Annotated in this window: 26 protein-coding genes; 11 read left to right on the top strand and 15 right to left on the bottom strand. The window is 63.4% G+C overall.

Annotated elements, in window-relative coordinates; translation table 11 throughout:
• Positions 1–15 precede the first annotated feature (15 nt).
• Positions 16–1,062, bottom strand: coding sequence for a rod shape-determining protein (locus tag ABDJ38_RS08615; protein ID WP_119594701.1), 1,047 nt, complete (start codon positions 1,060–1,062; stop codon positions 16–18).
• A 185-nt stretch (positions 1,063–1,247) separates the two neighbouring features.
• Here ABDJ38_RS08615 and mutL point away from each other — a divergent pair, with 185 nt between their 5' ends.
• Together mutL and ABDJ38_RS08605 are read left to right on the top strand one after the other, a co-directional pair.
• Positions 1,248–3,050, top strand: coding sequence for a DNA mismatch repair endonuclease MutL (mutL, locus tag ABDJ38_RS08610; RefSeq protein ID WP_346784679.1), 1,803 nt, complete (start codon positions 1,248–1,250; stop codon positions 3,048–3,050).
• Positions 3,050–3,556 (top strand): hypothetical protein, encoded by a 507-nt coding sequence (locus tag ABDJ38_RS08605; RefSeq protein WP_346784678.1) that lies wholly within the window; start codon positions 3,050–3,052, stop codon positions 3,554–3,556. Before mutL ends, ABDJ38_RS08605 begins: the two co-directional genes overlap by 1 nt.
• Positions 3,557–3,560: 4 nt before the next feature.
• Here the strand turns inward: ABDJ38_RS08605 and ABDJ38_RS08600 are convergent, their stop codons facing one another.
• From ABDJ38_RS08600 to ABDJ38_RS08590, 3 genes are read right to left on the bottom strand one after another with little or no spacing between them, the layout of a single operon-like run.
• On the bottom strand, positions 3,561–4,364 hold the full coding sequence (locus ABDJ38_RS08600) for a DUF1206 domain-containing protein (protein ID WP_346784677.1): 804 nt from the start codon (positions 4,362–4,364) through the stop codon (positions 3,561–3,563).
• 53 nt (positions 4,365–4,417) lie between these two features.
• The gene (locus tag ABDJ38_RS08595; protein WP_346784676.1) at positions 4,418–5,143 is read right to left on the bottom strand and encodes an NYN domain-containing protein; all 726 of its coding nucleotides are present in this window, start codon (positions 5,141–5,143) and stop codon (positions 4,418–4,420) included.
• 47 nt (positions 5,144–5,190) lie between these two features.
• On the bottom strand, positions 5,191–5,838 hold the full coding sequence (locus ABDJ38_RS08590; protein ID WP_346784675.1) for a carbonic anhydrase: 648 nt from the start codon (positions 5,836–5,838) through the stop codon (positions 5,191–5,193).
• 62 nt (positions 5,839–5,900) lie between these two features.
• Between ABDJ38_RS08590 and lipA the strand changes: the two genes are divergently transcribed.
• A complete protein-coding gene (gene lipA, locus ABDJ38_RS08585) occupies positions 5,901–6,836 on the top strand; it encodes a lipoyl synthase (protein ID WP_346784674.1) in 936 nt (311 codons plus the stop codon).
• Positions 6,836–7,297: a type II toxin-antitoxin system RatA family toxin gene (locus tag ABDJ38_RS08580; RefSeq protein WP_346784673.1), complete on the top strand. Its 462-nt coding sequence runs from the start codon at positions 6,836–6,838 to the stop codon at positions 7,295–7,297. Before lipA ends, ABDJ38_RS08580 begins: the two co-directional genes overlap by 1 nt.
• Here ABDJ38_RS08580 and ABDJ38_RS08575 read toward each other — a convergent pair.
• The 3 genes from ABDJ38_RS08575 to ABDJ38_RS08565 are packed head-to-tail and all read right to left on the bottom strand — an operon-like array spanning position 7,258 to position 9,471.
• The gene (locus tag ABDJ38_RS08575) at positions 7,258–7,758 is read right to left on the bottom strand and encodes a CinA family protein (protein WP_346784672.1); all 501 of its coding nucleotides are present in this window, start codon (positions 7,756–7,758) and stop codon (positions 7,258–7,260) included. The genes ABDJ38_RS08580 and ABDJ38_RS08575 overlap by 40 nt on opposite strands.
• Positions 7,759–7,760: 2 nt before the next feature.
• Entirely contained in the window at positions 7,761–8,291 is a 531-nt protein-coding gene (locus ABDJ38_RS08570; RefSeq protein WP_346784671.1) for a hypothetical protein, read from the bottom strand.
• A 13-nt stretch (positions 8,292–8,304) separates the two neighbouring features.
• A complete protein-coding gene (locus ABDJ38_RS08565; protein WP_346784670.1) occupies positions 8,305–9,471 on the bottom strand; it encodes a bifunctional 2-C-methyl-D-erythritol 4-phosphate cytidylyltransferase/2-C-methyl-D-erythritol 2,4-cyclodiphosphate synthase in 1,167 nt (388 codons plus the stop codon).
• 84 nt (positions 9,472–9,555) lie between these two features.
• Here ABDJ38_RS08565 and dusB point away from each other — a divergent pair, with 84 nt between their 5' ends.
• The 7 genes from dusB to hflX all read left to right on the top strand — a co-directional run bounded on the left by dusB (position 9,556) and on the right by hflX (position 18,816).
• Positions 9,556–10,572, top strand: coding sequence for a tRNA dihydrouridine synthase DusB (gene dusB, locus ABDJ38_RS08560; RefSeq protein WP_346784669.1), 1,017 nt, complete (start codon positions 9,556–9,558; stop codon positions 10,570–10,572).
• Positions 10,569–11,648, top strand: coding sequence for a two-component system sensor histidine kinase NtrB (locus ABDJ38_RS08555; protein WP_346784667.1), 1,080 nt, complete (start codon positions 10,569–10,571; stop codon positions 11,646–11,648). The genes dusB and ABDJ38_RS08555 overlap by 4 nt, the downstream gene beginning before the upstream one ends.
• A complete protein-coding gene (locus ABDJ38_RS08550; protein WP_346784666.1) occupies positions 11,645–13,054 on the top strand; it encodes a sigma 54-interacting transcriptional regulator in 1,410 nt (469 codons plus the stop codon). The genes ABDJ38_RS08555 and ABDJ38_RS08550 overlap by 4 nt, the downstream gene beginning before the upstream one ends.
• Positions 13,055–13,194: 140 nt before the next feature.
• A complete protein-coding gene (locus ABDJ38_RS08545; protein ID WP_346784665.1) occupies positions 13,195–15,342 on the top strand; it encodes a sensor histidine kinase in 2,148 nt (715 codons plus the stop codon).
• A 21-nt stretch (positions 15,343–15,363) separates the two neighbouring features.
• A complete protein-coding gene (ntrX, locus tag ABDJ38_RS08540; protein ID WP_346784664.1) occupies positions 15,364–16,746 on the top strand; it encodes a nitrogen assimilation response regulator NtrX in 1,383 nt (460 codons plus the stop codon).
• A 156-nt stretch (positions 16,747–16,902) separates the two neighbouring features.
• A complete protein-coding gene (gene hfq, locus ABDJ38_RS08535) occupies positions 16,903–17,475 on the top strand; it encodes an RNA chaperone Hfq (RefSeq protein ID WP_346784663.1) in 573 nt (190 codons plus the stop codon).
• 9 nt (positions 17,476–17,484) lie between these two features.
• On the top strand, positions 17,485–18,816 hold the full coding sequence (gene hflX / locus ABDJ38_RS08530; protein WP_346784768.1) for a GTPase HflX: 1,332 nt from the start codon (positions 17,485–17,487) through the stop codon (positions 18,814–18,816).
• Here hflX and mazG read toward each other — a convergent pair.
• The 8 genes from mazG to ABDJ38_RS08490 form a co-directional block, all read right to left on the bottom strand.
• Positions 18,813–19,589: a nucleoside triphosphate pyrophosphohydrolase gene (mazG, locus tag ABDJ38_RS08525; RefSeq protein ID WP_346784662.1), complete on the bottom strand. Its 777-nt coding sequence runs from the start codon at positions 19,587–19,589 to the stop codon at positions 18,813–18,815. The two genes, hflX and mazG, sit on opposite strands and share 4 nt — an antisense overlap.
• Positions 19,590–19,665: 76 nt before the next feature.
• Positions 19,666–19,833: a hypothetical protein gene (locus ABDJ38_RS08520; protein ID WP_346784661.1), complete on the bottom strand. Its 168-nt coding sequence runs from the start codon at positions 19,831–19,833 to the stop codon at positions 19,666–19,668.
• A complete protein-coding gene (locus tag ABDJ38_RS08515) occupies positions 19,830–20,597 on the bottom strand; it encodes an MBL fold metallo-hydrolase (RefSeq protein ID WP_346784660.1) in 768 nt (255 codons plus the stop codon). Before ABDJ38_RS08515 ends, ABDJ38_RS08520 begins: the two co-directional genes overlap by 4 nt.
• Positions 20,594–21,373, bottom strand: coding sequence for a TatD family hydrolase (locus ABDJ38_RS08510; protein ID WP_346784659.1), 780 nt, complete (start codon positions 21,371–21,373; stop codon positions 20,594–20,596). The genes ABDJ38_RS08515 and ABDJ38_RS08510 overlap by 4 nt, the downstream gene beginning before the upstream one ends.
• Positions 21,370–22,938 carry a methionine--tRNA ligase gene (gene metG, locus ABDJ38_RS08505; protein WP_346784658.1) on the bottom strand — a complete coding sequence of 523 codons (1,569 nt, stop codon included), beginning with the start codon at positions 22,936–22,938 and terminating at the stop codon, positions 21,370–21,372. The genes ABDJ38_RS08510 and metG overlap by 4 nt, the downstream gene beginning before the upstream one ends.
• The gene (locus ABDJ38_RS08500; RefSeq protein WP_346784657.1) at positions 22,931–23,893 is read right to left on the bottom strand and encodes a DNA polymerase III subunit delta'; all 963 of its coding nucleotides are present in this window, start codon (positions 23,891–23,893) and stop codon (positions 22,931–22,933) included. The genes metG and ABDJ38_RS08500 overlap by 8 nt, the downstream gene beginning before the upstream one ends.
• Positions 23,890–24,513, bottom strand: coding sequence for a dTMP kinase (gene tmk / locus ABDJ38_RS08495; protein ID WP_346784767.1), 624 nt, complete (start codon positions 24,511–24,513; stop codon positions 23,890–23,892). The genes ABDJ38_RS08500 and tmk overlap by 4 nt, the downstream gene beginning before the upstream one ends.
• Positions 24,510–25,670, bottom strand: a complete 1,161-nt coding sequence (locus tag ABDJ38_RS08490) for a D-alanyl-D-alanine carboxypeptidase family protein (protein ID WP_346784656.1) — start codon at positions 25,668–25,670, stop codon at positions 24,510–24,512. Before ABDJ38_RS08490 ends, tmk begins: the two co-directional genes overlap by 4 nt.
• Positions 25,671–25,687: the final 17 nt, after the last annotated feature.

The following is a 25,687-nucleotide window of genomic DNA, read 5'->3' as shown; positions in this document are numbered from 1 at the left end:
TTGCTTCAGCCGCCCTTAGGCGGTCATCAATACGCCGCGGTACATCGGGTCTTCCATGGCCCGACCCGTGCCCAGCGCCACGCATGACAGGGGATCTTCCGCCACCGAGACAGGCAGGCCGGTTTCGTCGCGGATGTGCTCGTCGAGACTGCGGATCAGCGCGCCACCACCGGTAAGCACTATACCCTGGTCGACGATGTCGGCCGCGAGTTCGGGCGCGGTGTTCTCAAGCGCGATGCGCACGCCCTCGACGATGGCGCCAATCGGTTCGGACAGCGCTTCGGCGATGTGCGCCTGATTGATCTGGATTTCCTTCGGCACGCCGTTCACCAGGTCGCGGCCCTTGAGCACGATGGTCTCGCCGACGCCGTCCTTCGGCACGATGGCGACTCCATAGTCCTTCTTGATCCGTTCAGCCGTGGCATCGCCGATCAGCAGATTATGGTGGCGGCGCACATAGGAGACGATGGCTTCATCCATCTTGTCGCCGCCGGTGCGGACCGAAGTGGTGTAAGCCAGACCGCGCAAGCTGAGCACGGCGACCTCGGTGGTGCCGCCGCCGATATCGACCACCATCGAGCCGACCGGCTCGGTCACCGGCATATCCGCGCCAATAGCGGCGGCCATCGGTTCGAGAATGAGGAAAACTTCCGAAGCACCGGCATTGCTGGCGGCATCGCGAATCGCGCGGCGTTCAACCGAAGTCGAGCCCGAGGGCACGCAGATCACGATCTCGGGGTAGCGCAGCAGGGTGCGCTTGCCGTGGACCTTGCGGATGAAGTGTTTGATCATCTCTTCCGCGATTTCGATGTCGGCGATCACGCCGTCGCGCAGCGGTCGGATGGCCTCGATCGAATCCGGGGTCTTGCCCATCATCATCTTGGCGTCTTCACCGACGGCCTTCACGCGCTTCACGCCGTTCAGCGTCTCAATAGCCACCACCGAGGGCTCGTTGAGCACGATTCCGCGGTCCTGGACATAGACCAGCGTATTGGCCGTGCCGAGGTCGATGGCCATGTTCTGGGAACCGAATTTGAACATTTTGGAGAGGAACGAACTCATCAAGCTATCCATGCGATAAGTGGCAGGCGGCCCAGACTCAGTGGAGCAGTCAACCGACCGGGTGGTGGAAGTGGCGGTCCTTAGCGCGGCTCGGCGGCAAAGGCCAAAATTTTTGTCGAGAACATCGTAGTTTTGCCCCGTCTCGGCTCGAATTGCTACGCATGAAGCGTTAGATGTGCCCGGCAATGTCGAAAATCCGTCGTCTACCCGAGCACCTTGTTAACCGGATCGCTGCCGGTGAGGTAGTCGAACGCCCGGCTTCCGCGCTTAAGGAACTGGTCGAAAATGCCATCGATGCCGGGGCGTCGCGGGTGCTCGTCGCCATCGAGGAGGGCGGGCTGGGCTCCATCGAGGTGACCGACGACGGCTGCGGGATGACGCCGGAGGAAATGTCGCTGGCGCTAGAGCGACATGCCACATCGAAACTTCCCGACGAAGCCATCGAACAGGTTGCCACGCTCGGCTTCCGGGGCGAGGCCTTGCCCTCGATTGCCAGTGTTGCCCGCCTGACGCTCGAAAGCCGCCCGCATGGCAGTGCACAAGGGTGGCGTCGGGTGATCGATCACGGCGTGGTTATCGCCGATGAGCCTGCCGCCCTCCCGCCGGGAACGCGGGTGAGAATGGAAAATTTGTTCGCCAAGGTTCCGGCCCGGCGCAAGTTCCTGCGCACCGCGCGCAGCGAGTATGGCGCCTGCCACGAGGTGTTGCGCCGCCTCGCCATGGCGCGGCCCGACATTGCCTTCACCTTCGAGCACGGCGGGCGGCGGATCTTCTCGGTTCAAGGCGGGGAGGGGACCGAAACCAGGGTCGCGCAGATTGTTGCGCGCGAGCTGAAGGACAATGGCGTCGCGATAGATTTCGAACGCGGCGACATACGCCTGTCGGGAATCGCGGGCCTGCCGACTTACAATCGCGGTGTGGCCGATCACCAGTATCTGTTCGTCAACGGCCGCCCGGTGAAAGACCGGCTGCTGACCGGGGCCGTGCGCGGGGCCTATGCCGACATGCTCGCACGTGATCGACACGCGGTCCTAGCGCTGTTTCTCGACCTGCCGCCGGAAGACGTCGACGTGAACGTCCATCCAGCCAAGACCGAGGTCCGTTTCCGCGATTCTAACGGTATTCGCGGTTTCATCGTCTCTGGTCTGAGACAGGCTCTTGCGACCGGCGACCGGCGCAGCGCCCAGGCGCCCGATGCCGAGGCGATGGGGCGGTGGCAGGCCGAACCGACGACGCCCGCGCCTGCGCTGCATTCGCTCTTCACCGGGCGTGACTGGTCCGCGCCGTCCTCCTCGTCTTCGTCAGTCGCCGAACGGCCAGCGATGTTCGGTGGCGCTGCCCCTGTGCTCGACGCCCCCCAAGGCCGCGCCGAAGCGGCCGAACCTATCGGCGAGAAAGAGGCCGACTATCCGCTCGGCATCGCACGCGGGCAGGTGGCCAACACCTATATCGTCGCCGAATCGGCGGAGGGGCTGATCCTCGTCGACCAGCACGCCGCGCACGAGCGGATCGTGCTCGAACGGCTGCGCGCGGCTGGCGTGGGCGACAAGGTTGCCGCCAGCCAGGCGCTGTTGATGCCCGAAGTGGTCGAACTCGACGAACCCGCCTGCGACCGGATCGAGGACTGTGCCGAGGATCTCGCCAAGCTGGGCCTTGCGGTCGAGCGCTTCGGCCCGGGGGCCATGCTGGTGCGTGCGATGCCCGCGTCGCTCAAGAAGGCCGACCCGGCCAAGCTCCTTAGCGACATCGCTGACGACATCGCCGCGAATGGCGGTGCGCTGCTGTTAGGTGAACGGATCGAGCATGTGCTGGCAACCATGGCCTGCCACGGTTCGGTAAGGGCAGGGCGGGTACTGAACGTTGCCGAGATGAACGCGCTGCTGCGCGAAATGGAAGCGACCCCGCGTTCAGGCCAATGCAATCACGGACGCCCGACCTGGGTGCGCCTGTCGCTGGCCGATGTCGAAAAACTCTTCGGGAGACACTGATGCGCATCGCTTTGCTGATTGGTCTTGCCCTCGCTGTCGCCGGTTGCTCGGACGAACCAAGCCCCGAGGAGCAGGCCGCCGAAGATAAGGAGGTCGTCGAGATGGTGCGCGCCGCAAACGAAGCGCCGCCGCCGATCGAGGAGGTGATCCCCGAAGCGATCCTTTATCCCGACATCGAGAAGGAGGATCTGTTCGGGTCCTCATGCGCCTATGCACCGGGCACCAGCATGGGCACCCGAGTTATCGCGCGTGAAGCCGACGCCTATATGAAAATCGACGGTGAGATGGTGCGCTTCGCAGTCGACCCGGGCGCGCGGCAGTTGGCGAACCGCACTGGCTCGCTCTACAATGGCCGACAGTTCTCGCTCCGCCTCGAAATCGATGGCGAAGGACGGGACGATCCCAACGCCAGCGAGAGCACGCTGTACGAGGGCACGATCTGGCTGCGCGACCGGTGGGATCGCGATGTCTATACCGGCAGCGGCACGGTGAGCTGCGGGGTTTGAGAACTCACGCGCGGAACTCCGGAACCTTTCCACTCGATTCGAGGTCGGGGATGATCCGGTAGCGCGCGAGAACCAGACTGAAGAGCCCGAACATCAACAGGCCAAGTGCGGTGATCGTGAACACAGCCCCCTCGTCAGCAAGGCTTGCCACCGCATCGCCGAGCGTCTTGATCTGGTCACTCCCTCCCGACAGGATGCCGGCCTTCACCAGCGACCAGGCGATCACGCCATAAACCACGGCCCTTGCGCCGTAGCCAAGGCCGCCGAGCCACCGGGTGGCCGAGGGCGCGCGGGCGCTGATGCGGTGCATGAACTCACCTGAGATAGCCTTCTTGAGCTGGAAAAGCGCGGTAAGGCCGAAGGCGACGCCCAACAGGGCAAGCAAGCCGGGGCCGAAGCTCATGCTCATGAGGCCCGCCGCAGCATCTTGCGCGCCGCTGCCACCGCCACCCGCATTGGGGCCTGAAGCAAACTCATAGGCAGTCCACGCGAGGGCAAAGTGGCCGATGGCACTGCCCGCATGACCGATGCGCTTTGCCCAGCCCTTGGTGTCACTGCCGTTGTGTTCGATGTCGAAAAAAGTCGAGGCAAGACGGAACAGCGCATAGGCGCACAATCCCAGAACCATGATCCAGAGCACGAACTGGCCCAGCGCAAAGTCTTCGACTGCGGCGAAGATCCCTTCGGTCCCGCGGCTGATCTGGCCAGCGCTGGTGAGAGCAATGAGGCCGAGCACCGCATAAAGTATGGCGCGGCTGAGATAGCCTACCCGCACCAGCCACTCGAACTTTTCGGACTTGTCGACCATAGTCAATTCCCCTGATACTTGGGGAACTTACGTTCGACGGACGAAATGGTGCCTCAGCGCAGCCGCTTTACATAGAGCTGCCCGTTGTCGCGCCTCTCGAGCTTGAAGCGATCACTCTTGGCACGGACCAGATCGGCCAGCTTCTTGTAGCCGTGGTTGCGCACGTCAAAGCTTGAACGGTTGCCGGCGATCTGGCCGACTTCCTGCAAGCGGGCAAAGCCGTTCTCATCGCGGGTTGCCGCCTTCCAGGCACTGCCCAGCAGTTCGATTACGTCAGCATCGAGCGTCTCGCTTTCGGGCTCCTGCTCGGTCCGGTCGTCGTCTTCCTTGGCAGCGGTGCGGATGAGGCGATCCACGTCGATATAGCGAGTGCAGGCAGTGCGAAAGGCCTCGGGGGCCTTTTCACCGCCGAAACCGTAGACAATCAAACCGTCCTGCCTCAGCCGTGTGACGAGCGGGGTGAAGTCGCTGTCTGAGCTCATGATGCCGAACCCGTCGACCTTGCCGCGATAGAGCAGGTCAACTGCATCGATCGTCATGGCCATATCGGTGGCGTTCTTGCCCTTGGTGAGGTCGAACTGCTGCATCGGCTGGAGCCCGAAGCGGTGGGTGATCTTGCTCCACTTGGAAAGCGCGGGCTTGGCCCAGTTGCCATAGGCGCGGCGGATATTGACCTGCCCGAGTTCCGCCAGCACCGTCAGCACGGGATCGATCCCGGCGTGGCTGGCGTTGTCGGCGTCGATCAGGAGGGCGATGTTTTTCAGAGCTGCTTCAGGCATGCCGCCCAAATGGCCTTGGCTCGCCGCAAAGGCAAGCGCGATAAAGCTCAGGCAGGCTTGAACTTTCCATCCGTCTCGTCAAGCAGATGCAGAACGCCTTCGTTGATCGAGAAGTAAGCCCCGCGCAGGGTCAGTTCGCCGATCGGCTCCTTCTCCTGCACACAAGGGAATGTGCGCAGGTTGGCGAGGCTTACCTTGACCGCCTCGTGCTCCATCGCCCGTTCCGCCGGGCGCCCGCTCGTTCCGTGTTCGGCAACGATGGGCTCGCGCACCGAGTCGAGCATAGAAATCCACGAGGCAACGAAACCACCTTCGCCCAGCCGATTGCCATGGAGCGCCTGCGTCAGCGCCGCGTTGCAGCCGCCGCACATGCCGTGGCCCATCACCAGTATCTCGGTCACCTTGAGGAACTGCACCGCGAATTCGAGCGCAGCAGAGACGCCGTGCTGGCCCGGCGTCGTCTCGAACGGGGGGACGAGCGCGGCGACATTGCGCACCACGAAAATCTCCCCCGGCGAGACGTCGAAGATCTGTGTCGGATCGACCCGGCTGTCGGAACAGGCGATGATCATCACCTTGGGCTCCTGCCCTTCGCGCAACGCCTCCCACCGTTCGCGGCTTTCGACATAACCATTCTTGCGGAAGCGTGTGTAGCCATCGAGGAGGGCGGCAAAATCGGGCGTGAGCTTGGTCATGGGGCTATCCTGTGCCCCAGCGGCATTGCCTATGGCAAGAGGCTTGCTTAAGTGGGTGCGTGATGAACGACCTCTCCGCTGCACCGAACCCCGAAAGACGACGCAAGCCCGACTGGATTCGCGTCAAGGCTCCCGTGTCCAAGGGCTATAACGAGACGCGCAAACTGATGCGCAATCTCGGCCTTAACACGGTGTGCGAAGAGGCTGCCTGCCCAAACATCGGCGAGTGCTGGACCAAGAAGCACGCCACGGTGATGATTCTGGGCGACGTGTGCACCCGCGCCTGCGCTTTCTGCAACGTGAAGACAGGCATGCCGCGCATGGTCGACCCGCTCGAGCCCGAGCATGTCGCTACCGCCGCCGCCGAATTGGGGCTCGAACATATCGTCATCACCAGCGTCGACCGCGACGACCTGCCCGATGGCGGGGCGGGGCAGTTCGTCAAGGTAATCGAGGCGCTGCGCCGCGAGACGCCGAACACCACCATCGAAATCCTAACCCCCGACTTCCGCGGCAAGATGCGCGCGAGCGTCGAGGCTATCTGCGCTGCGGGTCCGGACGTCTATAATCACAATCTCGAAACGGTGCCGCGTCTCTATCCTACGATCCGCCCAGGCGCGCGCTATTATGCCTCGCTGCGGCTGCTCGAAGAGGTGAAGCGGCACGATCCGATGATCTTCACAAAGTCGGGCATCATGCTGGGGCTGGGCGAGCAGAGGCTCGAAGTACATCAGGTGATGGACGACATGCGCTCGGCCGAGGTCGATTTCCTCACCATGGGCCAATATCTCCAGCCGACGCCGAAGCACACGTCGGTGATCGAGTTCGTCGAGCCCAAGACCTTCGATGCCTATGGCTCCATCGCGCGGGCCAAGGGCTTCCTCCAGGTCGCTTCCAGCCCACTCACCCGCTCAAGCTATCACGCGGGCGAAGACTTTGCCGAAATGCGCGCCGCGCGTGAAGCGAAGCTGGCAAAGCAGGCGCAAAAGAGCAGCTGATGCCGTCCATTCGCGAGACCCGCGCGCTGCCCTACAGCGCAGAGCAGATGTTCGACCTCGTGGCAGATGTCGGGAACTACAGTAAGTTCCTGCCGTGGGTCGTGGCCACGCGCGTGCGCGACCGCACCGAAGAGGGCATGACCGCCGACATGCTGGTGGGCTTCAAGGCACTGCGTGAAAAGTTTACCTCGCGCGTGACACTTGATCGTCCGAACAGGATCGAGGTGCACTATGTCGATGGCCCAATGCGCGACCTAGAGAATTGCTGGCTGTTCCACGACAAGGGCGAGGCTGGTTGCGAAATCGACTTCAGCGTCGATTTCGCGTTCAAGAACCGCATGTTTGAGGCCCTCGCCGGGCAATATGTGGACCGGGCATTCCGCAAGATGGTAACCGCGTTCGAAACGCGCGCCGCCGAGCTTTACGGCAGCAACAGCTCCAGCGCACACAGCGTCGCCTGAAAGCGCACCCCGGCGCGGGTGTGCTCATCGAACAGACGTTCTTCGGCGGTCGGCTGTTCTTCGCCGCGCACCATGCGCGCAAACACCACGGTGCCGACCGGCTTGGTGGCAGAACCGCCATCCGGCCCCGCAATGCCGCTGATCGCCACAGCGACATCCGCTGCCTCGCTACGCTCGAGCGCACCCTGCGCCATCGCATAGACGCAGGCCACCGAAACAGCCCCGAAGGCGTCGATAATATCCTGCGAAACACCGAGATCACCGATCTTAGCTGTGTTCGAGTAGGTGACGTAACCGCGCTCCAGCACGGCGGAGGAGCCGGGCACCTCGGTGAGCGCGGCGGCGACGAGCCCCCCGGTGCAGCTCTCCGCCAGCACGACCTTGCGACCGACAGCGGCATTTTCGGCGACTACACGCTCCGCCAGATCGGCGATTTGCTTGGGAAGGACCGTATCGGGCATAATCAGTTCACCGTACAAATCTTGGGTTTGTCCACGCCGACCAGACTCATGACAACGGCAGATACTTGCCCCAGTTCCTCGGGTTCCAGCGGAGCCAAGGCCGCTGCCGTACGCTCGATCCGGCGGCAATCGGCCACAGCCACTTCTTGGCCGATCTTCTGCGCGATCATCTCGTCAAACAAGGGGCGCACGAACTCGGGCGGAAGCTGGTCCAGCTGGAGCCCGCCCTTGGCGGCGCCCATACCGGCTTCAGTCATCCGGGTGAGCGCGCTTAGCGCATTGGGCCAGTTGGCGTCGGCCAAGGCGGCATAACGCCGGGAAAACTGGGCGCCTTCGGTGGCGAAAAAGCCGTCTGGGGCAAGGTTTGCCTCGCATCGATTGCGCACTCCGCGCAGGGCGTGGGGAACAGCATAGATCACCAGAGAACTGACTTCTGCCTCGCTGAGACATTCGCCCTGCGTCTCGGCAAGCGCGGGCTGCGAGGTCAACGCAAGGGCCGCCAGCGCAAGCGCACAGGACTTTGCGATACTCATAAGAACCATCCTTTCACAGCCGCACCATGGTGGCAATCGCCTGCGCGGCGATACCTTCGCCGCGTCCGGCAAAGCCCAGTCTTTCGGTGGTGGTTGCCTTCACGGCAACAAACTCTTGCGCAACGCCCAACAGCTCGGCCAGTCGCGCCCGCATCGCATCGCGGTGTGGGCCAATCTTCGGCGCCTCGCAGACTATGGTAACGTCGACATTGCCGATACCATAGCCGCGCTGCTGCGCCAGCTTTACCGCGTGAACAAGAAAAAGGTCGGACGAAGCGCCCTTCCACTGCGGATCGGATGGCGGGAAATGCTGGCCGATATCGCCCTCCGCCACGGCGCCGAGGATCGCATCGACCAGCGCGTGGATCGCCACGTCGGCATCCGAATGGCCCGCAAGGCCCTTGTCGTGCTCGATTTTGACCCCGCACAGCCACAGCTCCTCACCAGCGGCGAGACGATGGACGTCATAACCCATGCCGGTGCGAACCGGGGGCAGGGCGCTTGCTTGCTGGTCCACGAAATCCTCCTTGAAGGTGAACTTCTTCAGGCGCTCATCTCCCTCGACAAGCGCCACATCGTGACCGGCGGCGCGCAGGACCTGCGCATCGTCGCCGGCATCCCTCGGTCCCTTCCAGCTCTCGTGCGCGGAGATGATGTCCTCGAACCGGAAGGCTTGTGGGGTCTGGACCCGGCGCAATTGCTCGCGCGGAGCGTGCCCCGCCATCAACCCTTCTGCCGCTATTGCAAGGCTGTCGACTACCGGCAGAACCGGGATCGCCCCGGGCGCATGGTCGAGCGCGTGAAGCAGTCTGGCGGTTACCTCGCGCGGCAGTTCGGGTCTGGCGGCATCATGGATCAGCACACGCTCGATATCCGGCCCGGCTAATGTCAGCAAACCATGCATCACCGAATCTTGGCGGGTCTTGCCACCGGGAGCCAAAACCACCCGATCGAGCCCTGCGAGAGCCTCCCGAGCCATCACTTCTCCACCGAGAGGAATGACTACGCAGACGAACTGTGCTCCCTGCGCCAGGAGCGCCTCGACCGAATGGCGGATGAGCGGCTTGCCTTGCCACGGGCGGAATTGCTTGGGAACTTCGCCTCCAGCGCGCAGCCCCTTTCCCGCCGCGACGATCACGGCTGAGAAGGTTGGCAAGGTATGGTCGCTATCGTGTGCCATGTTAGAGGCTGAGCGGGCTAGCGACTTGCCGCGTCGCTCGCAATCCACTATGCGCCTGCCCATATTTTAGGCACACCCTTTCCCATGAGCACTTTGCCCACTCCACCGGCCCTGAAGCCGATCATGGTCGGCCCCGTCGAGGTCGGCTGTCCGGTCGTGCTTGCGCCAATGACCGGTGTAACCGACCTGCCGTTCCGGCGGATCGTGCGCCGCTATGGCTCGGGGCTTAATGTCACCGAAATGATCGCCAGCGAGGCCGCCATCCGTGAAACGCGCCAGTCGGTACAGAAGGCGGCCTGGCACGCGACCGAGGAGCCGGTTTCTATGCAGCTCGTGGGCTGCGATCCCGCCAGCATGGCCGAGGCGGCCAAGCTGCAAGAGGGCAACGGCGCTGCGATTATCGACATCAACTTCGGCTGCCCGGTACGCAAGGTCGTGGGCCAGTATGCGGGCAGCGCGCTGATGCGCGAGGTGCCGCTCGCCATCAAGCTGATGGAAGCGACGGTGAAGGCCGTGAAGGTGCCGGTCACGGTCAAGATGCGAATGGGCTGGGACCACGCGAGCCTCAACGCGCCCGAGCTTGCCCGCATCGCGCAGGACTTGGGCGTCCAGCTCATCACTGTGCACGGCCGCACTCGCAATCAGATGTACAAGGGCAGCGCCGACTGGGCTTTCATCCGCAAGGTGAAGGACGCAGTGACGATTCCCGTCATCGCCAACGGCGACATCTGCACCATCGACGATGCGGCCAAGGCGCTCGACCAGTCGGGGGCCGACGGCATCATGATCGGGCGCGGTGCCTATGGCAGGCCGTGGTTGCTGGGGCAGATCATGCATTGGTGGCAAACCGGCGAAAAGCGCGAGACACCCAGTTTCGACGAGCAATATCGCCTCGTGGTCGAGCACTACATCATGATGCTCGATCACTATGGTGAGGATGTCGGCGTGAAGATCGCGCGCAAGCATCTGGGCTGGTACACGAAGGGGATGCACGGCTCGGCCGAGTTCCGCAACAAGGTGAACTTCGTCGACGATCCGCGTCAGGTGCTGTCCGATCTCGCCGCGTTTTACGATCCCTTCTTGCACCGAAGGGCCGCGTGAACGAGAACTTCGGCCCACGCCCCGGCGCGCGCGACCAGATCGCCGGCGTCGGCTTCGCGATGCTGCTCGTCGGCCCCGATCTCGCCATCGCAGAGGCCAATCCGGCCGCCGAGAGCATGATCGGGATTAGCGCGCGTCGGCTAATGGGTCGCAGCCTGCTCGAGATTGTGAACTTCGAACAGCAGCACCTTGTCGACAAGCTGCGCAAGGGCGAAACCCAACTGATCGTACGCGGGCTAGAGCTTAAACTTGGCGACGCGCGGATCCGCACCAATCTTACCGTCTCTCCGATGCCGGTCCATCCCGGCTGGCGCGTCGTCACACTTTCGGAAATGGGGCAGGGCGAGCAGCTCAACGACGAGGAACGCCGGGCAAACCTGCGCGGGCCGGCTGTGCTTGCGCACGAAATCAAGAACCCGCTTGCCGCAATCCGCGGGGCTGCCCAGTTGCTTGGCCGCAAGGCGAAAGAGGGCGAATTGGCCTGGACACGCCTGATCGCCGACGAGGTCGATCGTATCGCCGCGCTGATCGACCGGATGCAGCGGCTAGGCCGCGAGCGGGCCGAGCCTATCGGCCCGGTGAACCTCCACACCGCAATTCACCGCGCTTACGAGACGGTGCAGATCGCAACCGATCTCTCGGTCACCTGGCGCGAGGAATTCGATCCTTCGCTGCCGCCCGTGATGGCCAACGAGGGGGCGCTGGTGCAGGTGCTGGTCAACCTGATGGCCAATGCCCGCGATGCTTGCGCGTCCGCCGACTATCCGCAGATCGTGATCCGCACCCGCTTTGTCAGCGGGCTGGTGATGAACGTGATGCGGCTGGGCCGCTCGATCAAACTTCCCATCGAGATCACCGTGAGCGACAACGGGCCGGGGATCGACGCCGGCCTGCGCGACCATATTTTCGAACCCTTCGTCTCCAGCAAGCCGAACGGGCAGGGTCTCGGACTCGCACTGGTGCAGAAACTGGTCCGCGATATGGATGGGCGCATCACTCACGAGCGCGACGAAACAGAGGGCTGGACCCACTTCCGCATCCACCTGCCAATGGCTAAACCGGAGAAGGCTGCATGAACCGCAAGGCCCTGTTGGTCGAAGACGATAACGCCATTGCCACCGTGATCCGCAGCGCGCTCGAAGACGAAGGGTTCGCGGTTGATACATGCGACAGTATTGCCGAACGCGACCGGCTACTCGCTGGCGATGCCTATGGCGTGATGCTCACCGATGTGATGCTGACCGACGGCGATGGGATCGCCACGCTCGATGCGGTGCGCGAGGCCTTTGCCGATATGCCGGTCATCATCCTCTCAGCCCAGAACACGCTCGACACCGCCGTGCGCGCCACCAGTGGCGGGGCCTTCGAGTATTTCCCCAAGCCGTTCGATCTCGACGAGCTGGTCCGCGCGGCCAGTCAGGCGATCGCCACCAGAAAGGCGAGCGAAGCACCGGGAGAAGATGCGGGCGACGGGCTCCCCTTGATCGGACGAAGCCTGGCAATGCAAGAGGTTTATCGTCTGATCTCGCGCCTGCTGGGCAACGATCTGTCGGTGCTGGTGCTCGGCGAAAGCGGCACCGGCAAGGAATTGGTTGCCGAGGCGATCCACCAGCTCGGCAAGCGCAAGAACGGGCCGTTCGTCGCGCTTAACGCCGCCGCCATTCCGCGCGAGCTGATCGAGAGCGAGCTGTTCGGTCACGAGAAGGGGGCTTTTACCGGCGCAACCGCGCGTAGCGTCGGCAAGTTCGAGCAGGCGCATGGCGGTACGCTGTTTCTCGACGAGATCGGCGACATGCCCGCCGAAGCACAGACGCGGCTGCTGCGAGCGCTCCAATCGGGCCGCATCCGGCGCGTGGGCGGAAGCGAGGAAGTCGCGGTCGATGTGCGTATCGTCGCCGCCACCAACCGCGACCTTGCGCCGATGATCGCCTCGGGCGCATTCCGCGAAGATCTGTTCTACCGCCTCAACGTCGTGCCGATCCGCCTACCTCCGCTGCGCGACCGCAAGGACGACATTGAACCGCTGGCCCGCCACTTTCTCGCTCGGGCTGCGGACGAAGGCCTGCCCCGGCGGGGCCTGTCGCGCGAGGCGGCGGCGCTGCTTGCCAGCCAGCCATGGCGCGGGAACGTTCGCGAGTTGCAGAACTTTGTCTATCGCGCCGCGCTGCTCGCCCGGCAGGACGAGATCGACGCCGCAACCATCAAGGAATTGCTGGTCGATGACAACGATCCGGGCGGCCCAGAGCAGCCCGCCGACTTCGCATCCACGGTCGAACGCTGGCTCGCGCAGGAGCAGTTCGGCGAGGGCGTGCTTTATCAAGAGGCGCTCGCGCAGTTTGAACGACCGCTAATGCGCCATGCCCTTCGCCGTACTGGCGGTAACCAGCTAAAAGCCGCGCAACTGCTTGGAATTAATCGCAACACTCTACGCAAGCGACTCGGCGAACTGGACATCGATCCCGAGCACTATTCGCAGGGCTAGCCGCACTGCACAAAGAAATTACTTGCTCATCGGCAACAGTAGTGTTGTACGATTGCAACGTGAGTCCTGTTAGCCCCTCTCCAGCCGTCGGTCGGCGCTCGCCACGTTGGTGGCGGCGCACTCAGATTGCTGCGCGACGGATGAATCTGTTTCTGTGGCTCGAAGTGCTGGCTGCGGTCTCGCTGGTCGCAATGCTGGGTGCTGCCTGGTTCTATCTTACCGGACGCTCGGACCCGGACGAACTGGTGCCTTCGGTCGAAGCGGCGATGCTGCTGGTCGGCACGCTCATACCCGCGCTGACGCTTGTGGTGCTCTGGGGCCGGCGCATCGCGATCCGCCGCGCCGGTGGCACGACCGCGCGCCTCCACGTCAACATGGTGTTCTTCTTCTCGCTGGTGGCGGCAATCCCGACGCTGATCGTGGCGGTGTTCGCCAGCCTGCTGTTCCAGTCGGGGGTGGAGTTCTGGTTTTCGAGCGATTCGCGCGGGATCATGGAGAACGCGAACCGGGTGGCAGAAGGGTTCTACAACGAGAACCAGTTGGACGTCGGCAACAACACCACCGCAATGGCGGTCGATCTTAGGTATTTCCTCGAAGAAGACTCCGTCACGAGCCCCGAGTTCGAGGAGTTCTTCGGGCTCCAGGTCTACTATCGCGAGCTGAACGAGAGCGCGATCCTCCAACTCGCGCCCGACGGCACCTTGCGCACCGCGGCCATCGTCGATCCGCAGGACGACCCCGACCGTGTGCGCGTCACGCCAGCTACGATCGAGCGGCTGCAAAGCGGCGAGCCGGTGGTGATCAACGCCACACCCGAACGGGTTGAGGCAGTGAGCACGCTCGATGCGGACCTCGGCGTCTATCTCTATGCCGCGCGCAATTCCGATCCCGACGTGATGGCGCTCTACAGCCGGGCCGAAAATGTGGTCAGCGATTACGACGCACTGATCGCCCGGATGCGCTCGTTGCAGCTGCGCTATAACCTTGCGCTGTTTGCAATGTCGCTGGCCCTGGTGGGCATTGCGGTTTGGGCCGCCTTGCGGTTTGCCGACCGGCAGGTGAAACCGCTGGCCGAGCTGGCTGCCGCGGCGCGCGAGATCGGCAGCGGTAACTATGCCATCCGCGTCGATGGGCGCACCGGCCCGGACGAGATCGGCCTCCTGAACCGTGCCTTCAACCGCATGAGCCAGCAGATCGAACGCCAGACCGACGCCTTGATCGGCGCCAACCACCAGCTCGACGAGCGGCGCACCTTCATCGAGGCGGTGCTGCAATCAATCACCGCCGGAATCATTTCGGTCGATCCGGCGGGTAAGGTGCTGCTGATGAACCAGTCGGCGCAGGAACTGGTGGTGAGCGGGGAAGGGGAACCGCCTATCGGTGCCGCGCTGGCCGATGTGGCCCCACAGTTTGCCGAGCTGGTTGAAAGCGGCAAGGACAGTGGCATCCTCCAGATCAGCCGCGATAACGAACTTCTCACGCTAGCGGTGAAGCTCACCCGATCGGCGGGTGGCCCTGTGATTACCTTTGAGGATATCACCCGCCAGCTTCTCGACCAGCGGCAGGCAGCCTGGTCGGATGTCGCACGCCGTATCGCGCACGAGATCAAGAACCCGCTCACCCCGATCCAGCTCGCGACCGAGCGTCTGAAGCGCCGCTATGGTCGCCAGATCGAGCAAGACGTGGAACTGTTCGATGAGCTTACCGGCACGATCATCCGGCAGGTGGGCGACCTGCGCAAGATGGTCGACGAGTTCTCCAGCTTTGCCCGGCTGCCCAAGCCCGTGTTTCGCCCGGAAGACCCGCTCGATCTCGCCCGTCAGGCGTTGTTCCTGCAGGAAGTCGCCCACCCCGAGATTACCTATACTTTCCAGGCAGCAGACGCGATCCCGCACATCGCCTGCGACCGGCACCAGTTCGGCCAGGCGATGACCAACGTGCTCAAGAACGCCTGTGAGGCGATCGACGCGCGCCGCCGTGATGCTCCTATAGACTGGCGCGGGCGCGTCGAGGTCGAGGTCAGCCTCGATGGCCAAACGCTCCAGATTGATGTGTGCGACAACGGCATCGGCCTGCCACAAGGGCGCGACAACATCATCGAACCCTATGTGACGACGCGCGAGAAAGGCACCGGGCTCGGCCTCGCGATCGTGAAGAAGATCGTCGAGGAACACGGCGGCGATCTCAGCTTTTGCAACCTGCCCGAGGGCGGAGCCAAGGCCACCTTGCGTTTTGCGGTCGATCCGGCCGCGCCCGACCGCAGCCCCGACAACGAGGCGGTGGAATGATTAGCAGCGGAGTAATCTGACATGGCGCTCGATATCCTTGTGGTGGACGACGAACGCGACATTCGCGACCTGGTAGCAGGCGTGCTCAGCGATGAAGGCTACGACAGCCGCACTGCGGGTGACAGCGTGAGCGCACTGGCAATGATCGACGAGAGCCGCCCCAGTCTCGTGTTGCTTGACGTGTGGCTGCACGGCAGCCCGATGGACGGACTCGAGGTGCTCGAAGCGATCAAGGCCCGTGAACCCGATCTGCCGGTGATCGTGTTCTCCGGCCATGGCAATATCGACACCGCCGTCGCCGCCGTGAGCCGCGGGGCGATGGACTTCATCGAGAAACCGTTTGAGGCTGAGCGGCTGCTGCACCTGGTGGCCCGCGCCACCGAGACTGAGCGCCTGCGCCGCGAAAACGCCCGGCTGCGTGAGGATCTTGCTTCGCTCGAGGAATTCACCGGCAACTCCTCCATCATCAACCAGTTGCGTGCTACCTTGAAGCGCGTTGCGGGAACCGGCAGCCGGGTGCTGGTGAGCGGTCCCGCCGGCTCGGGCAAGGAAGTTGCCGCACGCCTGCTCCACGCTTGGAGCCCGCGCGCCGACAAGTCGTTCGTTTCGGTGAACTGCGCACGCATCACACCCGAACGCTTCGAACAGGAGCTGTTTGGCGAAGAGGTCGACGGCAAGCTGGTAAGGCCTGGCCTGCTTGAAATGGCGCATGGCGGAACACTGCACCTCGACGAGATTGCCGACATGCCTGAAAGCACCCAGGCTCGCATACTGCGGGTGCTGACCGACCAGAGCTTTGTGCGCGTGGGCGGCAACCGGCAGGTCGGCGTGGACGTACGCGTGGTTTCTTCCACCGCGCGCGACCTCGAAGCCGAGATCGCCGAGAAGCGTTTTCGCGAAGATCTGTTCTATCGCCTGAATGTCGTGCCGATCGCTATTCCCGCGCTTTCGGAACGACGCGAGGACATTCCCGCGCTCGCCGATCACTTTTTCACCCGCTATGCGCGCGAACAGGGGCTCGAACCCGGCGCGATCGAGGACGAAGCCAATGCCGCGCTTCAAGCATACGATTGGCCCGGCAACGTGCGCCAGCTTCGCAATGTCATCGAGCGCACCGTGATCCTGGCCCCACGCGAAAAATTCTCTACCATCAGCGCCGACATGCTGCCGCCCGAAGTCACCGGTTCGTCGGGCGAGGGTGGGGGCGGCATCGCCGCGCTGATGGGCGCGCCGCTGCGCGAAGCGCGCGAAAGCTTCGAGCGTGAATACCTGCGCATCCAGATTCGCAGATTCTCGGGAAATATTTCGCGCACCGCGAGTTTCATCGGCATGGAGCGCTCGGCGTTGCATCGCAAACTGAAGCTGCTCGGCATGACCGAGCGCGACGGAGGCGGGGCGGAGTAATCACAAAGTTTGTTGCAAGTGCGTTGGGAATGCTGCATCTGCTAACACCGATTTCCGGCGTGACCGAACTTTGGAATAGCGGCGCGCCAGACTGTAACCCGAACGGCCCAATGCCGGAACGGTTGCCAAGACTATAATGACGATGGAGTCATAAGAATGACCAAGGGCACACTTTCCGCACGCATCAGCAAGGAACCCGAAGCCGAACCGAAGGTGGAAAAGCCTGCACCCACGCCTGCCAAGAGCAATGGCGGGGGCAACCTTCAGGACCAGTTCCTCAATCACCTGCGCCGTGAGAAAATGCCGGTGACCATGTTCCTGGTCAAAGGCGTGAAGCTGCAGGGCATTGTGACCTGGTTCGACAATTTCTCGATCCTGCTTCGCCGCGATGGCCAGTCGCAGCTTGTTTACAAGCACGCGATCTCGACAATCATGCCCGGCGACCCGGTCGATGCCGAGCAATTCTCGAGTGCCGAGGGCAACCGCAAGCAGCGGCTGTTGCAGGACGTGTTTCTGACCCGCGTGCGCGAGGCAGGCGTTCAGGTGACGATGTTCCTTGTGAACGGCGTAATGTTGCAGGGCCGGATCGCTTCGTTCGACCTGTTCTGCATGCTGCTCGAACGCGAAGGCTATGTACAGCTGGCCTACAAGCATGCAGTGTCCACCATTCAACCCGCGAGCCCGGTCGACCTGTCCGGAGACTTCGGCAACGATGGTGACGAGGACTAGGTAAACCCCATTTTCGAAAACGACGAGATTGCCGGCGAAGTAACCCGCGGAGCGCGGGCACTCGTCGTATGCCCCGATATCAGGCGTGACCGCTCTGGCGCCGACCCCGAAGCGCGTCTCGAAGAGGCGAAGGGCCTGGCGCTGGCGATCGGGCTGGTGGTTGCGGACGCGGCCATCATCCCCATTCGCGAGATTCGCCCCAACACGCTATTCGGCGAGGGGCAGGTACAGCGCATCGCCACCGACTGCGAGTTGCACGAGGCCGATCTGGTCGTCGTGGACGGCGCGCTTACGGCCATCCAGCAGCGCAATCTTGAGGAAAAGCTCAAGCGCAAGGTGATCGACCGTACCGGGCTGATCCTCGAGATCTTCGGCGAGCGCGCAGCCACGGCAGAAGGCCGGTTGCAGGTCGAGCTGGCGCACCTAGACTACCAGCAGAGCCGCCTCGTGCGCAGCTGGACCCACCTTGAACGCCAGCGCGGTGGCTTCGGCTTCCTCGGTGGTCCTGGCGAAACCCAGATCGAGGCGGACCGTCGCATGATCCGCGACCGGATGGCCAGGCTGCGGCGCGAACTCGAACAGGTCCGCAAGACGCGCGAGCTGCATCGCAAGCGTCGGGGAAGGGCGCCGTGGCCAGTGGTGGCGCTGGTGGGCTATACCAATGCGGGCAAGTCGACGCTGTTCAACCGCCTCACCGGGGCGGGGGTTATGGCGGAAGACATGCTCTTCGCCACGCTCGATCCGACCATGCGCGCGATTAGCCTGCCGGGGGTGGAAAAGGCGATCCTGTCGGACACCGTGGGATTCATCTCCGACCTACCGACCCAGCTCGTCGCAGCGTTCCGCGCCACGCTCGAAGAGGTGACCGCTGCAGACATCGTTCTTCATGTACGCGACATGGCTAACCCCGACAGTAGCGCGCAGAAACGCCATGTGCTCGACGTGCTAGCCGACCTCGACGTAATCGACGGGGACGACGAGGGGGACATGCCCATCGTCGAGGTGTGGAACAAGTGGGATCTGATCGACGAGGAGCGTCGCACGGAGCTCGAAGGTCTTGCCGCAAGTGATGAGAATGTGGTCCCGATCTCGGCCATGACAGGGCTTGGCATCAACGATCTGCTGGCGCGTTTGGGACAGTTGCTGACCGAGGGCGCGCGCCTTCACGAAATGGTACTGCTCGCGTCGGACGGCCAGCGTATCGCCTGGCTGCACGCCCACGGCGAGGTGCTCGAAGTCGGTGACGGCGGCGAGGGTGAGCAGGGGCCGCTGCGGAAGATCTGCGTTCGCCTTACCGAGAAGGAACTCGGGCGGTTCGAGGCACTTGAGGGCTCACCCTAAGAGTCTTTGTGACGTTCGGCACGCTTGGCGCGCTGCCAGTATTCCTCCTGCTCATCGAGCGAGAGGCTTGCGAAATCGGCACCATCTGCGGCGGACATCGCTTCCATTGCGTGAAAGCGCCGCTCGAACTTCGCGTTGGTGGCCTTGAGCGCCTGTTCCGCATCAACGCCATAGCGGCGCACCACATTCACCGCGGCGAACAGCACGTCGCCTGCCTCGAGCAAGCGGTCATCCTCTGTTTCGGCAGCATCGAGTTCGGCCAGCTCTTCGGCGAGTTTTGCTTTCGGGGCACTGGTGTCCGGCCAGTCGAACCCAACACGGGCGGCACGTTTTTGTAGCTTCTCGGCGCGCATCAGCGCCGGGAGCGCGCGCGCTACGCCGTCAAGCGCGCTGGTGGCACCTTCGGACCGACGTTCGGCAGCCTTGATGTCCTCCCAGCGCTTCTTGTCCATTTTTCCGCCTTCGTCACCGAAGATGTGCGGATGGCGGGCCTCCATCTTTGCGGCAATGGCACGGGCAACGTCGTCAAACGCGAAATGACCGGCTTCCTCGGCCATGCGCGCGTGGAACACGACCTGGAACAACAGGTCGCCGAGTTCGCCGCGCAGCTCGTCCATGGCCTCGCGCTCGATTGCGTCGGCGACCTCATAGGCTTCTTCGATCGTGTACGGTGCGATCGTGGAGAAGGTCTGGACCTTGTCCCAGTCGCAGCCCCGCTCGGGATCGCGAAGCGTGGCCATGATCGTGAGGAGGCGGGTGAGTTGCTCGGACACGGGACCTCTTCCTGATTACCTAAAGACTGATAATATATATTATGTTAAATATCGTGCGGTCATAAGCAGATGATGATCAGCTGATCGCCCCGAAAATCAGGGCCGCAACGCCGAAGATCACCAACCACACCAGAGCCATCGCCAGCATCTTGCCACGACTGACGCGCCAGCTGCGGTATCCGGTCACCACCAGCGCCAGCCATCCGAGCAGCAAGACGATCTGGAGAACGCTTCCTTCGCTCATGCCGCCAACTCAAGCCCGTCGTAACCGACCAGAACACCGGCCGGTACTTCGGCGCACAGTGTCTGATAATCCATGCTGAAATCGAGATGCGTCAGAACAGTCTTCCCGGCGCCAATGCGCCTGCCGAACTCCACCGCCATATCTAGATGGCAATGCGTGGGGTGCGGCGCGCGACGCAGGCAGTCGCACACGAGGATATCGGCGCCCGCGAACAGTGCCACCATCTCATCCGTAATATCACTGAAATCAGTCGCATAAACGATGGACTTTCCGTCTGCATCGAAACGATAACCGGTGCTGAAGGTTGGTCCATGCGGCATTTCGACCGAACCGACCTTGAACCCAGCATGGATGCGTAACGTTTCGAGCGTGTTGAGCTCCACGATTGTCGGATAGCCATGCTGGCCTGCAAAGACATAGTCGAACCGGCGGCGCAGCCGACGCGCCGTCTCCTGCGAGGCAAAGCCCGGAATCGCCGCCGCACGGCCATAGCGCAGCGGGCGCAGGTCATCGATGCCGTGGCAATGATCGGCATGATCGTGGGTCCAGAACACGCCGTCGAGCCGGTCGATCCCATTGGCGAGGAGCTGTTGGCGCAGGTCGGTCGAGGTGTCGACGAGCAAACGCGTGCCCTCGGCGCTCTCGACCGCGATCGACACGCGCGTGCGGCGATTTTTTGGTTCAACCGGGTCGCACTCGCCCCAGTTGTTGCCCAAGCGCGGAACGCCGGTGGAGGTGCCGGAACCGAGCATCACCAGCTTCATGGAGCAGCCTTGGAAAACAGGCGGAAAAAGTTGGCGCTGGTGCTGGCGGCGAGGTCGGCAACATCTTCGCCACGCAAATCGGCCACGAATTGCGCGGTCTCACGCACGAAGCCGGGCTCGCACGGTTTGCCGCGGTGCGGGACCGGCGCGAGGAAAGGGCTGTCGGTCTCCACCAGCAGCCGCTCAGCCGGGATCTCTGTCACAAATTCCTGCAGATCAGTCGCGTTCTTGAAAGTCACGATGCCGGAGATCGAGATCGTCAGTCCAAGCTCCATAACCTTGCGGCCAAATTCGGGAGAAGCGGTGAAGCAGTGGATCAACGCGGGGAAGGCCCCCTGCCCCATTTCTTCGGCCAGGATCGCGGCGGTGTCGTCGTCGGCATCGCGCGTATGGATCACCAACGGCAGGCCGGTCTCGCGCGCGACACCGATGTGCATACGAAACAGCGCCTGTTGCACCGCGCGGTCGGACTTGTCGTAATAGTAGTCGAGCCCGCTTTCGCCGATCCCGATCACGCGCGGGTGGCGGGTGGCTTCAAGCAATACCTCGCGGCCAAGGTCGGCATGATGGTCGGCCTCGTGCGGGTGGATGCCGACCGTACCCCAGACATCGCTTTCACGCTCGGCGGTGGCGACAACATCCTGCCATTCGCTTTGGCGGGTCGAGATGTTGAGGAACCCGGTGACACCCGCTTCGCGAGCGCGGCTCAACACCGCATCCTGTTGTTCAACCAACCCTTTGTAATTCAGGTGACAATGGCTGTCGATCAGGCTCACGTGGGCTCGCCTTCGGCCTGCGGCATGTCGAGGCGCGGGAACTGCCCCTCGGGCTTGGCAAGGCGGAACTCGCTGGCAGCGAGCGGCGCGTACCAGTCGGAGCAGATGGTCGCGAAACAGCGCAGATCCTCGCCCACGCCCATCGCATCGAGCAGGCGGCCCATGGAGCCCGGCATGACCGGAACCACTGCCACCGCGAGTTGTGCGATGCAGCGATAGAGCACGGCCAATACCGTCTCCATCCGGGCAAAGTCGGTCTTCTTCAGCGCCCACGGCGCCTCAGCATCGATATAGGCGTTGCAGGCGAAGACTGCGCCCATCCACGCCTCAAGCGCCTGTGAAAAGGCGAGGTCAGTGTAGTGCGCGGGCATCTCTTCGGTGACAACGCGCGCCACATTGGCGAGTAACGCCTCGTCGGCCTCGGTATGGCCGTTGACCGGCGGCAAAACACCTTCGCAGTTCTTGAATACCTGGCTCAGCGTACGCTGGGCGAGATTGCCGAAGCTGTTGGCCAATTCCGAATTGTTGCGGTTTACAATCGCTTCTCGAGACCATCCGCCATCCTGTCCGAAGCTGAACTCGCGCAGCAGGAAGTAGCGCAGCGTATCCACGCCATAGAGGTTAGCCAGCTCGCCCGGATCGGTGACATTGCCGAGCGACTTCGATTCCTTCACCCCGCGGTTGAGCAGGAAGCCATGGGCGAATACCTGCTTCGGCAGCGCGATCCCCGCGCTCATCAGGAAGGCGGGCCAATAGACCGTGTGGAAGCGCGTGATGTCCTTGCCGATCAGGTGGAGATCGGCCGGCCAGAACTTGGCAAAGTCCTCGCAATCATCAGGATAGCCGACGCCCGTGAGATAGTTTGTCAGCGCATCGACCCACACGTACATTACGTGCTCGTCCGAGCCCGGCACCTTCACGCCCCAGTCGAAGCTGGTGCGGCTCACCGAAAGATCGCGCAGGCCACCTTCGACAAAGCGCATAACCTCGTTGCGGCGGCTTTCCGGGCGGATGAAATCGGGATTTTCGTTGTAAAGCGCCAGCAGCCTGTCACCGTATTCAGAAAGCTTGAAGAACCAGCTCTCCTCGACCGTCCACTCAACCGGCGTGCCCTGCGGCGAGAGCTTTTCTCCGCCCTCGCCCTCGGTCAACTCGCTTTCGTCATAGTAGGCCTCGTCACGTACCGAGTACCAGCCTTCGTAACGATCGAGGTAGAGGTCGCCATTGGCCTCCATCGCTTGCCAGATCGCCTGGCTGGCGCGGTGGTGGTCGGGCTCCGTCGTGCGGATGAAGCGATCATACGAAATATCAAGATTGTCGAACAGGCTCCGGAAATACCCTGACATTTCGTCAGCAAGTTCGCGCGGTGTCTGCCCCATATCACGCGCCTTTTGCGCCATCTTGAGACCGTGCTCGTCGGTGCCGGTCTGAAACCGGACCTCGCGTCCCATCTGGCGATGGAAACGCGCGAGTACGTCGGCAGCGATCGTCTCGTAGGCGTGGCCGATATGCGGCTTGCCGTTGGGATAGTGAATCGCGGTGGTGAGATAGAAGGGATCAGCCATTGGCCGATGCTCTAGAAGCGGCGAACTGGCTGAGCAAGGTGCCGATCTCCATTACCAGCAGGCCCGGGTCGAAATTATAGGTCGGAACTTCGCCGGCCAGGCGCACGAGTTCGCTGTGCGCCTCCACCAGTGCGGGGATTTCCGCGCGGCTCACATGGTGCATATGTTCGGCGACAACCGCGCGGGCCAGTTCTATGGCGGCTTGCTGACGCTTCCGGTCGGGCCGCGCGCCCATCGCCGTGGCGAGCCTGCCACGCAGCGCGAAGTCGCGGTCTCCTTCGAGGAGGATGCGCTGCATCAACTGATGGATGGAGCCGAGGTCCAGCTCGACGAAGTCGATCGCCACACCGGGCGATCCGCCTGCAGCTGCAATGGCGGCGGCGCGCATCGCGGCATCGGCCTGCGGAGCCTCTCGCACCAACACCGCCTCCATATCCTGCGGGCCAACTTCGGGGAAGCGCAGCACCCGGCAGCGAGAGCGGATCGTCGGCAGCAAGCGGCTCAGGCGATGAGCAACGAGCAGGAAGAAGGTGCCGACGGGCGGCTCCTCAAGGCTCTTGAGGAGCGCGTTGGCGGTGGGGGTCTCCATGTCGTCGGCCGGGTCGATGATGACCGCACGGCGGCTCCCCAGGCTCGGGCGGGTGTTGAGCCGGTGTTGCAGGGCGCGGATCTGGTCGATCTTGATATTGCGCGCGAGTTCAAACGGCTTGCCGTCCGCCTTCTTGCGCGCTTCTTTATCATCCTTTGGCGGATGGGTGACGTAGAGGACATCGGGATGCTCACCAGCAGGTTGCGGCAAACCCGGCTCGGCCACCAGCTCGCGCGCGGCAGCTAGCGCGAAGGCCGATTTGCCCACACCGCGTCGGCCTGAGAGAATCCACCCATGATGCATCCGGCTGCCCGAGAGCGCGCGGCGCCACTCGGCCCAGGCCTCCTCGTGGCCGATGTAGCTCACGCTAGCGCCCCGACTGCGTCCATGACCCGGGCATGGACCTCCTCAGGCGTGCCCGTTGCCGCGATTACGCGGAAGCGCTCGGGCTCCATTGCAGCCAGCGCGGCGAAGCGACCGGCAACCGCGCGGTGATAGTCTGCCGGGCGACCGCCGATCCGGTCACTGTTGTCGCCATCGCGCGCGGCGAGGCGTTCGGCGACCTGCTCGGGTGCGGCGCTCAATAACAAGGTGAGGTCAGGCAGAAGGCCGCGCGAACCAACGGCGTGGAGGGTGCAGATTTCCGCGTCGGTCATGCCCCCTTCCCCACCCTGATAGGCGCGGGTCGAGTCGAGGAACCGGTCGCACACCACCCACCTGCCCGCAGCGAGCGCAGGCTCGATCGCTTCTGCCACATGGTCGGCGCGTGCTGCCGCGAACAGCAGCGTCTCGCTAGCCGGGCCGAAGTGCTGCGCCGGGTCAAGCAGCAGCGCGCGGATTGCTTCGGCACCGGGAGTGCCACCGGGCTCGCGGGTGAGCAGCGGGTTGTGCCCGCTCGCCTCCAGCGCACCGGCGAGCATGCGTGCCTGCGTCGACTTGCCGACGCCCTCCCCACCCTCAAGTGTGATGAACCGTCCGCGCATCAGCCGAACCACTTGGCAAAGGCATTGCCGATGCGGCGGAACAGGCCCGCCTTGGGCACATCCTCGGTCGCCACCAAAGGCGCGTCGACCACCACCGTTCCGCTTGCGTCGTGCAACTGCAGTCGCGCGACCGGATCGCCCTTGACAATCGGAGCCTCAACCGGGCCGCGATAGGAGATGGCGAGCTTCATTGTATTCGCAGGATCGGCGGGCAGCGCGGCGGCAAAGTCCTTGTCCAGCGCAAGGCCGACCGAACGCGCCTCGCCGTCCTGAACCTGCGCACGGCCCATCTCGGAGCCGGCCGCAAACAGGCGCTCGGGCGCAAAGTCGCGAAAGCCCCATTCGATGAGGTTGCGCCCCGCCGCATCACGCATGCGCGCTGTCGGCGAGCCCGCGATCACTACAATCAGCCTGCGCCCACCGCGCTCCGCCGTGCCGAGCAGAGTGTAGCCCGCCTCGGAGGTATAACCGGTCTTGAGGCCGTCCCCGCCCTCCACCTGTCCGGTGATCGGATCGTGGTTGGCCTGCGTGATATCCCCCCATTTCAGCCGCCGGTGACCGAAGAAGCGGCGGAACAGCACAGGATAGTCCATAGTGACTGCCCGCCCCAGCTTCACGAGATCATCAGCCGTAGTGTAGGTCTTGCCGCCATCGGGATAGCCGTTGGGCGAGCCGAAATGGCTATCGCTCATGCCGAGCGCGGCGGCATTGGCATTCATCAGCTCAAGCCATGCGCCGGTCGAGCCGGTGGCGGCTTCGGCCAAGGCCATGCTGGCATCGTTGCCGGAAACGGTGGTGATCCCGAGCAGCAACTGGCCGATGGTCGGCCGCTCGCCCGCGCGCAGGAACATGTTCGAGCCTTCGGCGTACCATTCCTCTTCCAGCGCCTGGGTATAGAGGAAGTGCCGATCGAGCCTGAGCTTGTCCTCGCCCACCAGCTTGAAGGCGGTATAGGCGGTCATCACCTTGGTCACGGAGGCAGGCACGAAGCGCCGGCTCGGTTCGCGCGCATAGAGCTGCTGCCCGGTCCACAGATCAACCAGCAGCGCGACCGGGATCTCATCGGGCACCGGGGCGGGCGTGGCTGGCTGGGCACAGGCAGGAGCCGTCAGCGACACGCCGACGGCAAAAACAACAAACCAACCCTTAACTTTTTTCACGCCCACTCCGCATTGCA

This window comes from Aurantiacibacter flavus, from assembly GCF_039710615.1.
GTDB classification, from domain to species: Bacteria; Pseudomonadota; Alphaproteobacteria; order Sphingomonadales; family Sphingomonadaceae; genus Alteraurantiacibacter; species Alteraurantiacibacter flavus.
This window is presented reverse-complemented; position numbering and strand designations above follow the sequence as displayed.

Coding starts and splice junctions, on each gene's coding strand:
- mutL (WP_346784679.1), top strand. CDS start 1,248: ATGTCGAAAATCCGTCGTCTACCCGAGCACCTTGTTAACCGGATCGCT.
- ABDJ38_RS08580 (WP_346784673.1), top strand. CDS start 6,836: ATGCCGTCCATTCGCGAGACCCGCGCGCTGCCCTACAGCGCAGAGCAG.
- ABDJ38_RS08615 (WP_119594701.1), bottom strand. CDS start 1,062: ATGAGTTCGTTCCTCTCCAAAATGTTCAAATTCGGTTCCCAGAACATG.
- metG (WP_346784658.1), bottom strand. CDS start 22,938: ATGGCTGATCCCTTCTATCTCACCACCGCGATTCACTATCCCAACGGC.
- dusB (WP_346784669.1), top strand. CDS start 9,556: ATGAGCACTTTGCCCACTCCACCGGCCCTGAAGCCGATCATGGTCGGC.
- lipA (WP_346784674.1), top strand. CDS start 5,901: ATGAACGACCTCTCCGCTGCACCGAACCCCGAAAGACGACGCAAGCCC.
- hfq (WP_346784663.1), top strand. CDS start 16,903: ATGACCAAGGGCACACTTTCCGCACGCATCAGCAAGGAACCCGAAGCC.
- ABDJ38_RS08550 (WP_346784666.1), top strand. CDS start 11,645: ATGAACCGCAAGGCCCTGTTGGTCGAAGACGATAACGCCATTGCCACC.
- ntrX (WP_346784664.1), top strand. CDS start 15,364: ATGGCGCTCGATATCCTTGTGGTGGACGACGAACGCGACATTCGCGAC.
- ABDJ38_RS08515 (WP_346784660.1), bottom strand. CDS start 20,597: ATGAAGCTGGTGATGCTCGGTTCCGGCACCTCCACCGGCGTTCCGCGC.
- ABDJ38_RS08605 (WP_346784678.1), top strand. CDS start 3,050: ATGCGCATCGCTTTGCTGATTGGTCTTGCCCTCGCTGTCGCCGGTTGC.
- ABDJ38_RS08570 (WP_346784671.1), bottom strand. CDS start 8,291: ATGAGTATCGCAAAGTCCTGTGCGCTTGCGCTGGCGGCCCTTGCGTTG.
- ABDJ38_RS08575 (WP_346784672.1), bottom strand. CDS start 7,758: ATGCCCGATACGGTCCTTCCCAAGCAAATCGCCGATCTGGCGGAGCGT.
- ABDJ38_RS08590 (WP_346784675.1), bottom strand. CDS start 5,838: ATGACCAAGCTCACGCCCGATTTTGCCGCCCTCCTCGATGGCTACACA.
- ABDJ38_RS08565 (WP_346784670.1), bottom strand. CDS start 9,471: ATGGCACACGATAGCGACCATACCTTGCCAACCTTCTCAGCCGTGATC.
- ABDJ38_RS08595 (WP_346784676.1), bottom strand. CDS start 5,143: ATGCCTGAAGCAGCTCTGAAAAACATCGCCCTCCTGATCGACGCCGAC.
- ABDJ38_RS08545 (WP_346784665.1), top strand. CDS start 13,195: ATGAATCTGTTTCTGTGGCTCGAAGTGCTGGCTGCGGTCTCGCTGGTC.
- ABDJ38_RS08600 (WP_346784677.1), bottom strand. CDS start 4,364: ATGGTCGACAAGTCCGAAAAGTTCGAGTGGCTGGTGCGGGTAGGCTAT.
- ABDJ38_RS08520 (WP_346784661.1), bottom strand. CDS start 19,833: ATGAGCGAAGGAAGCGTTCTCCAGATCGTCTTGCTGCTCGGATGGCTG.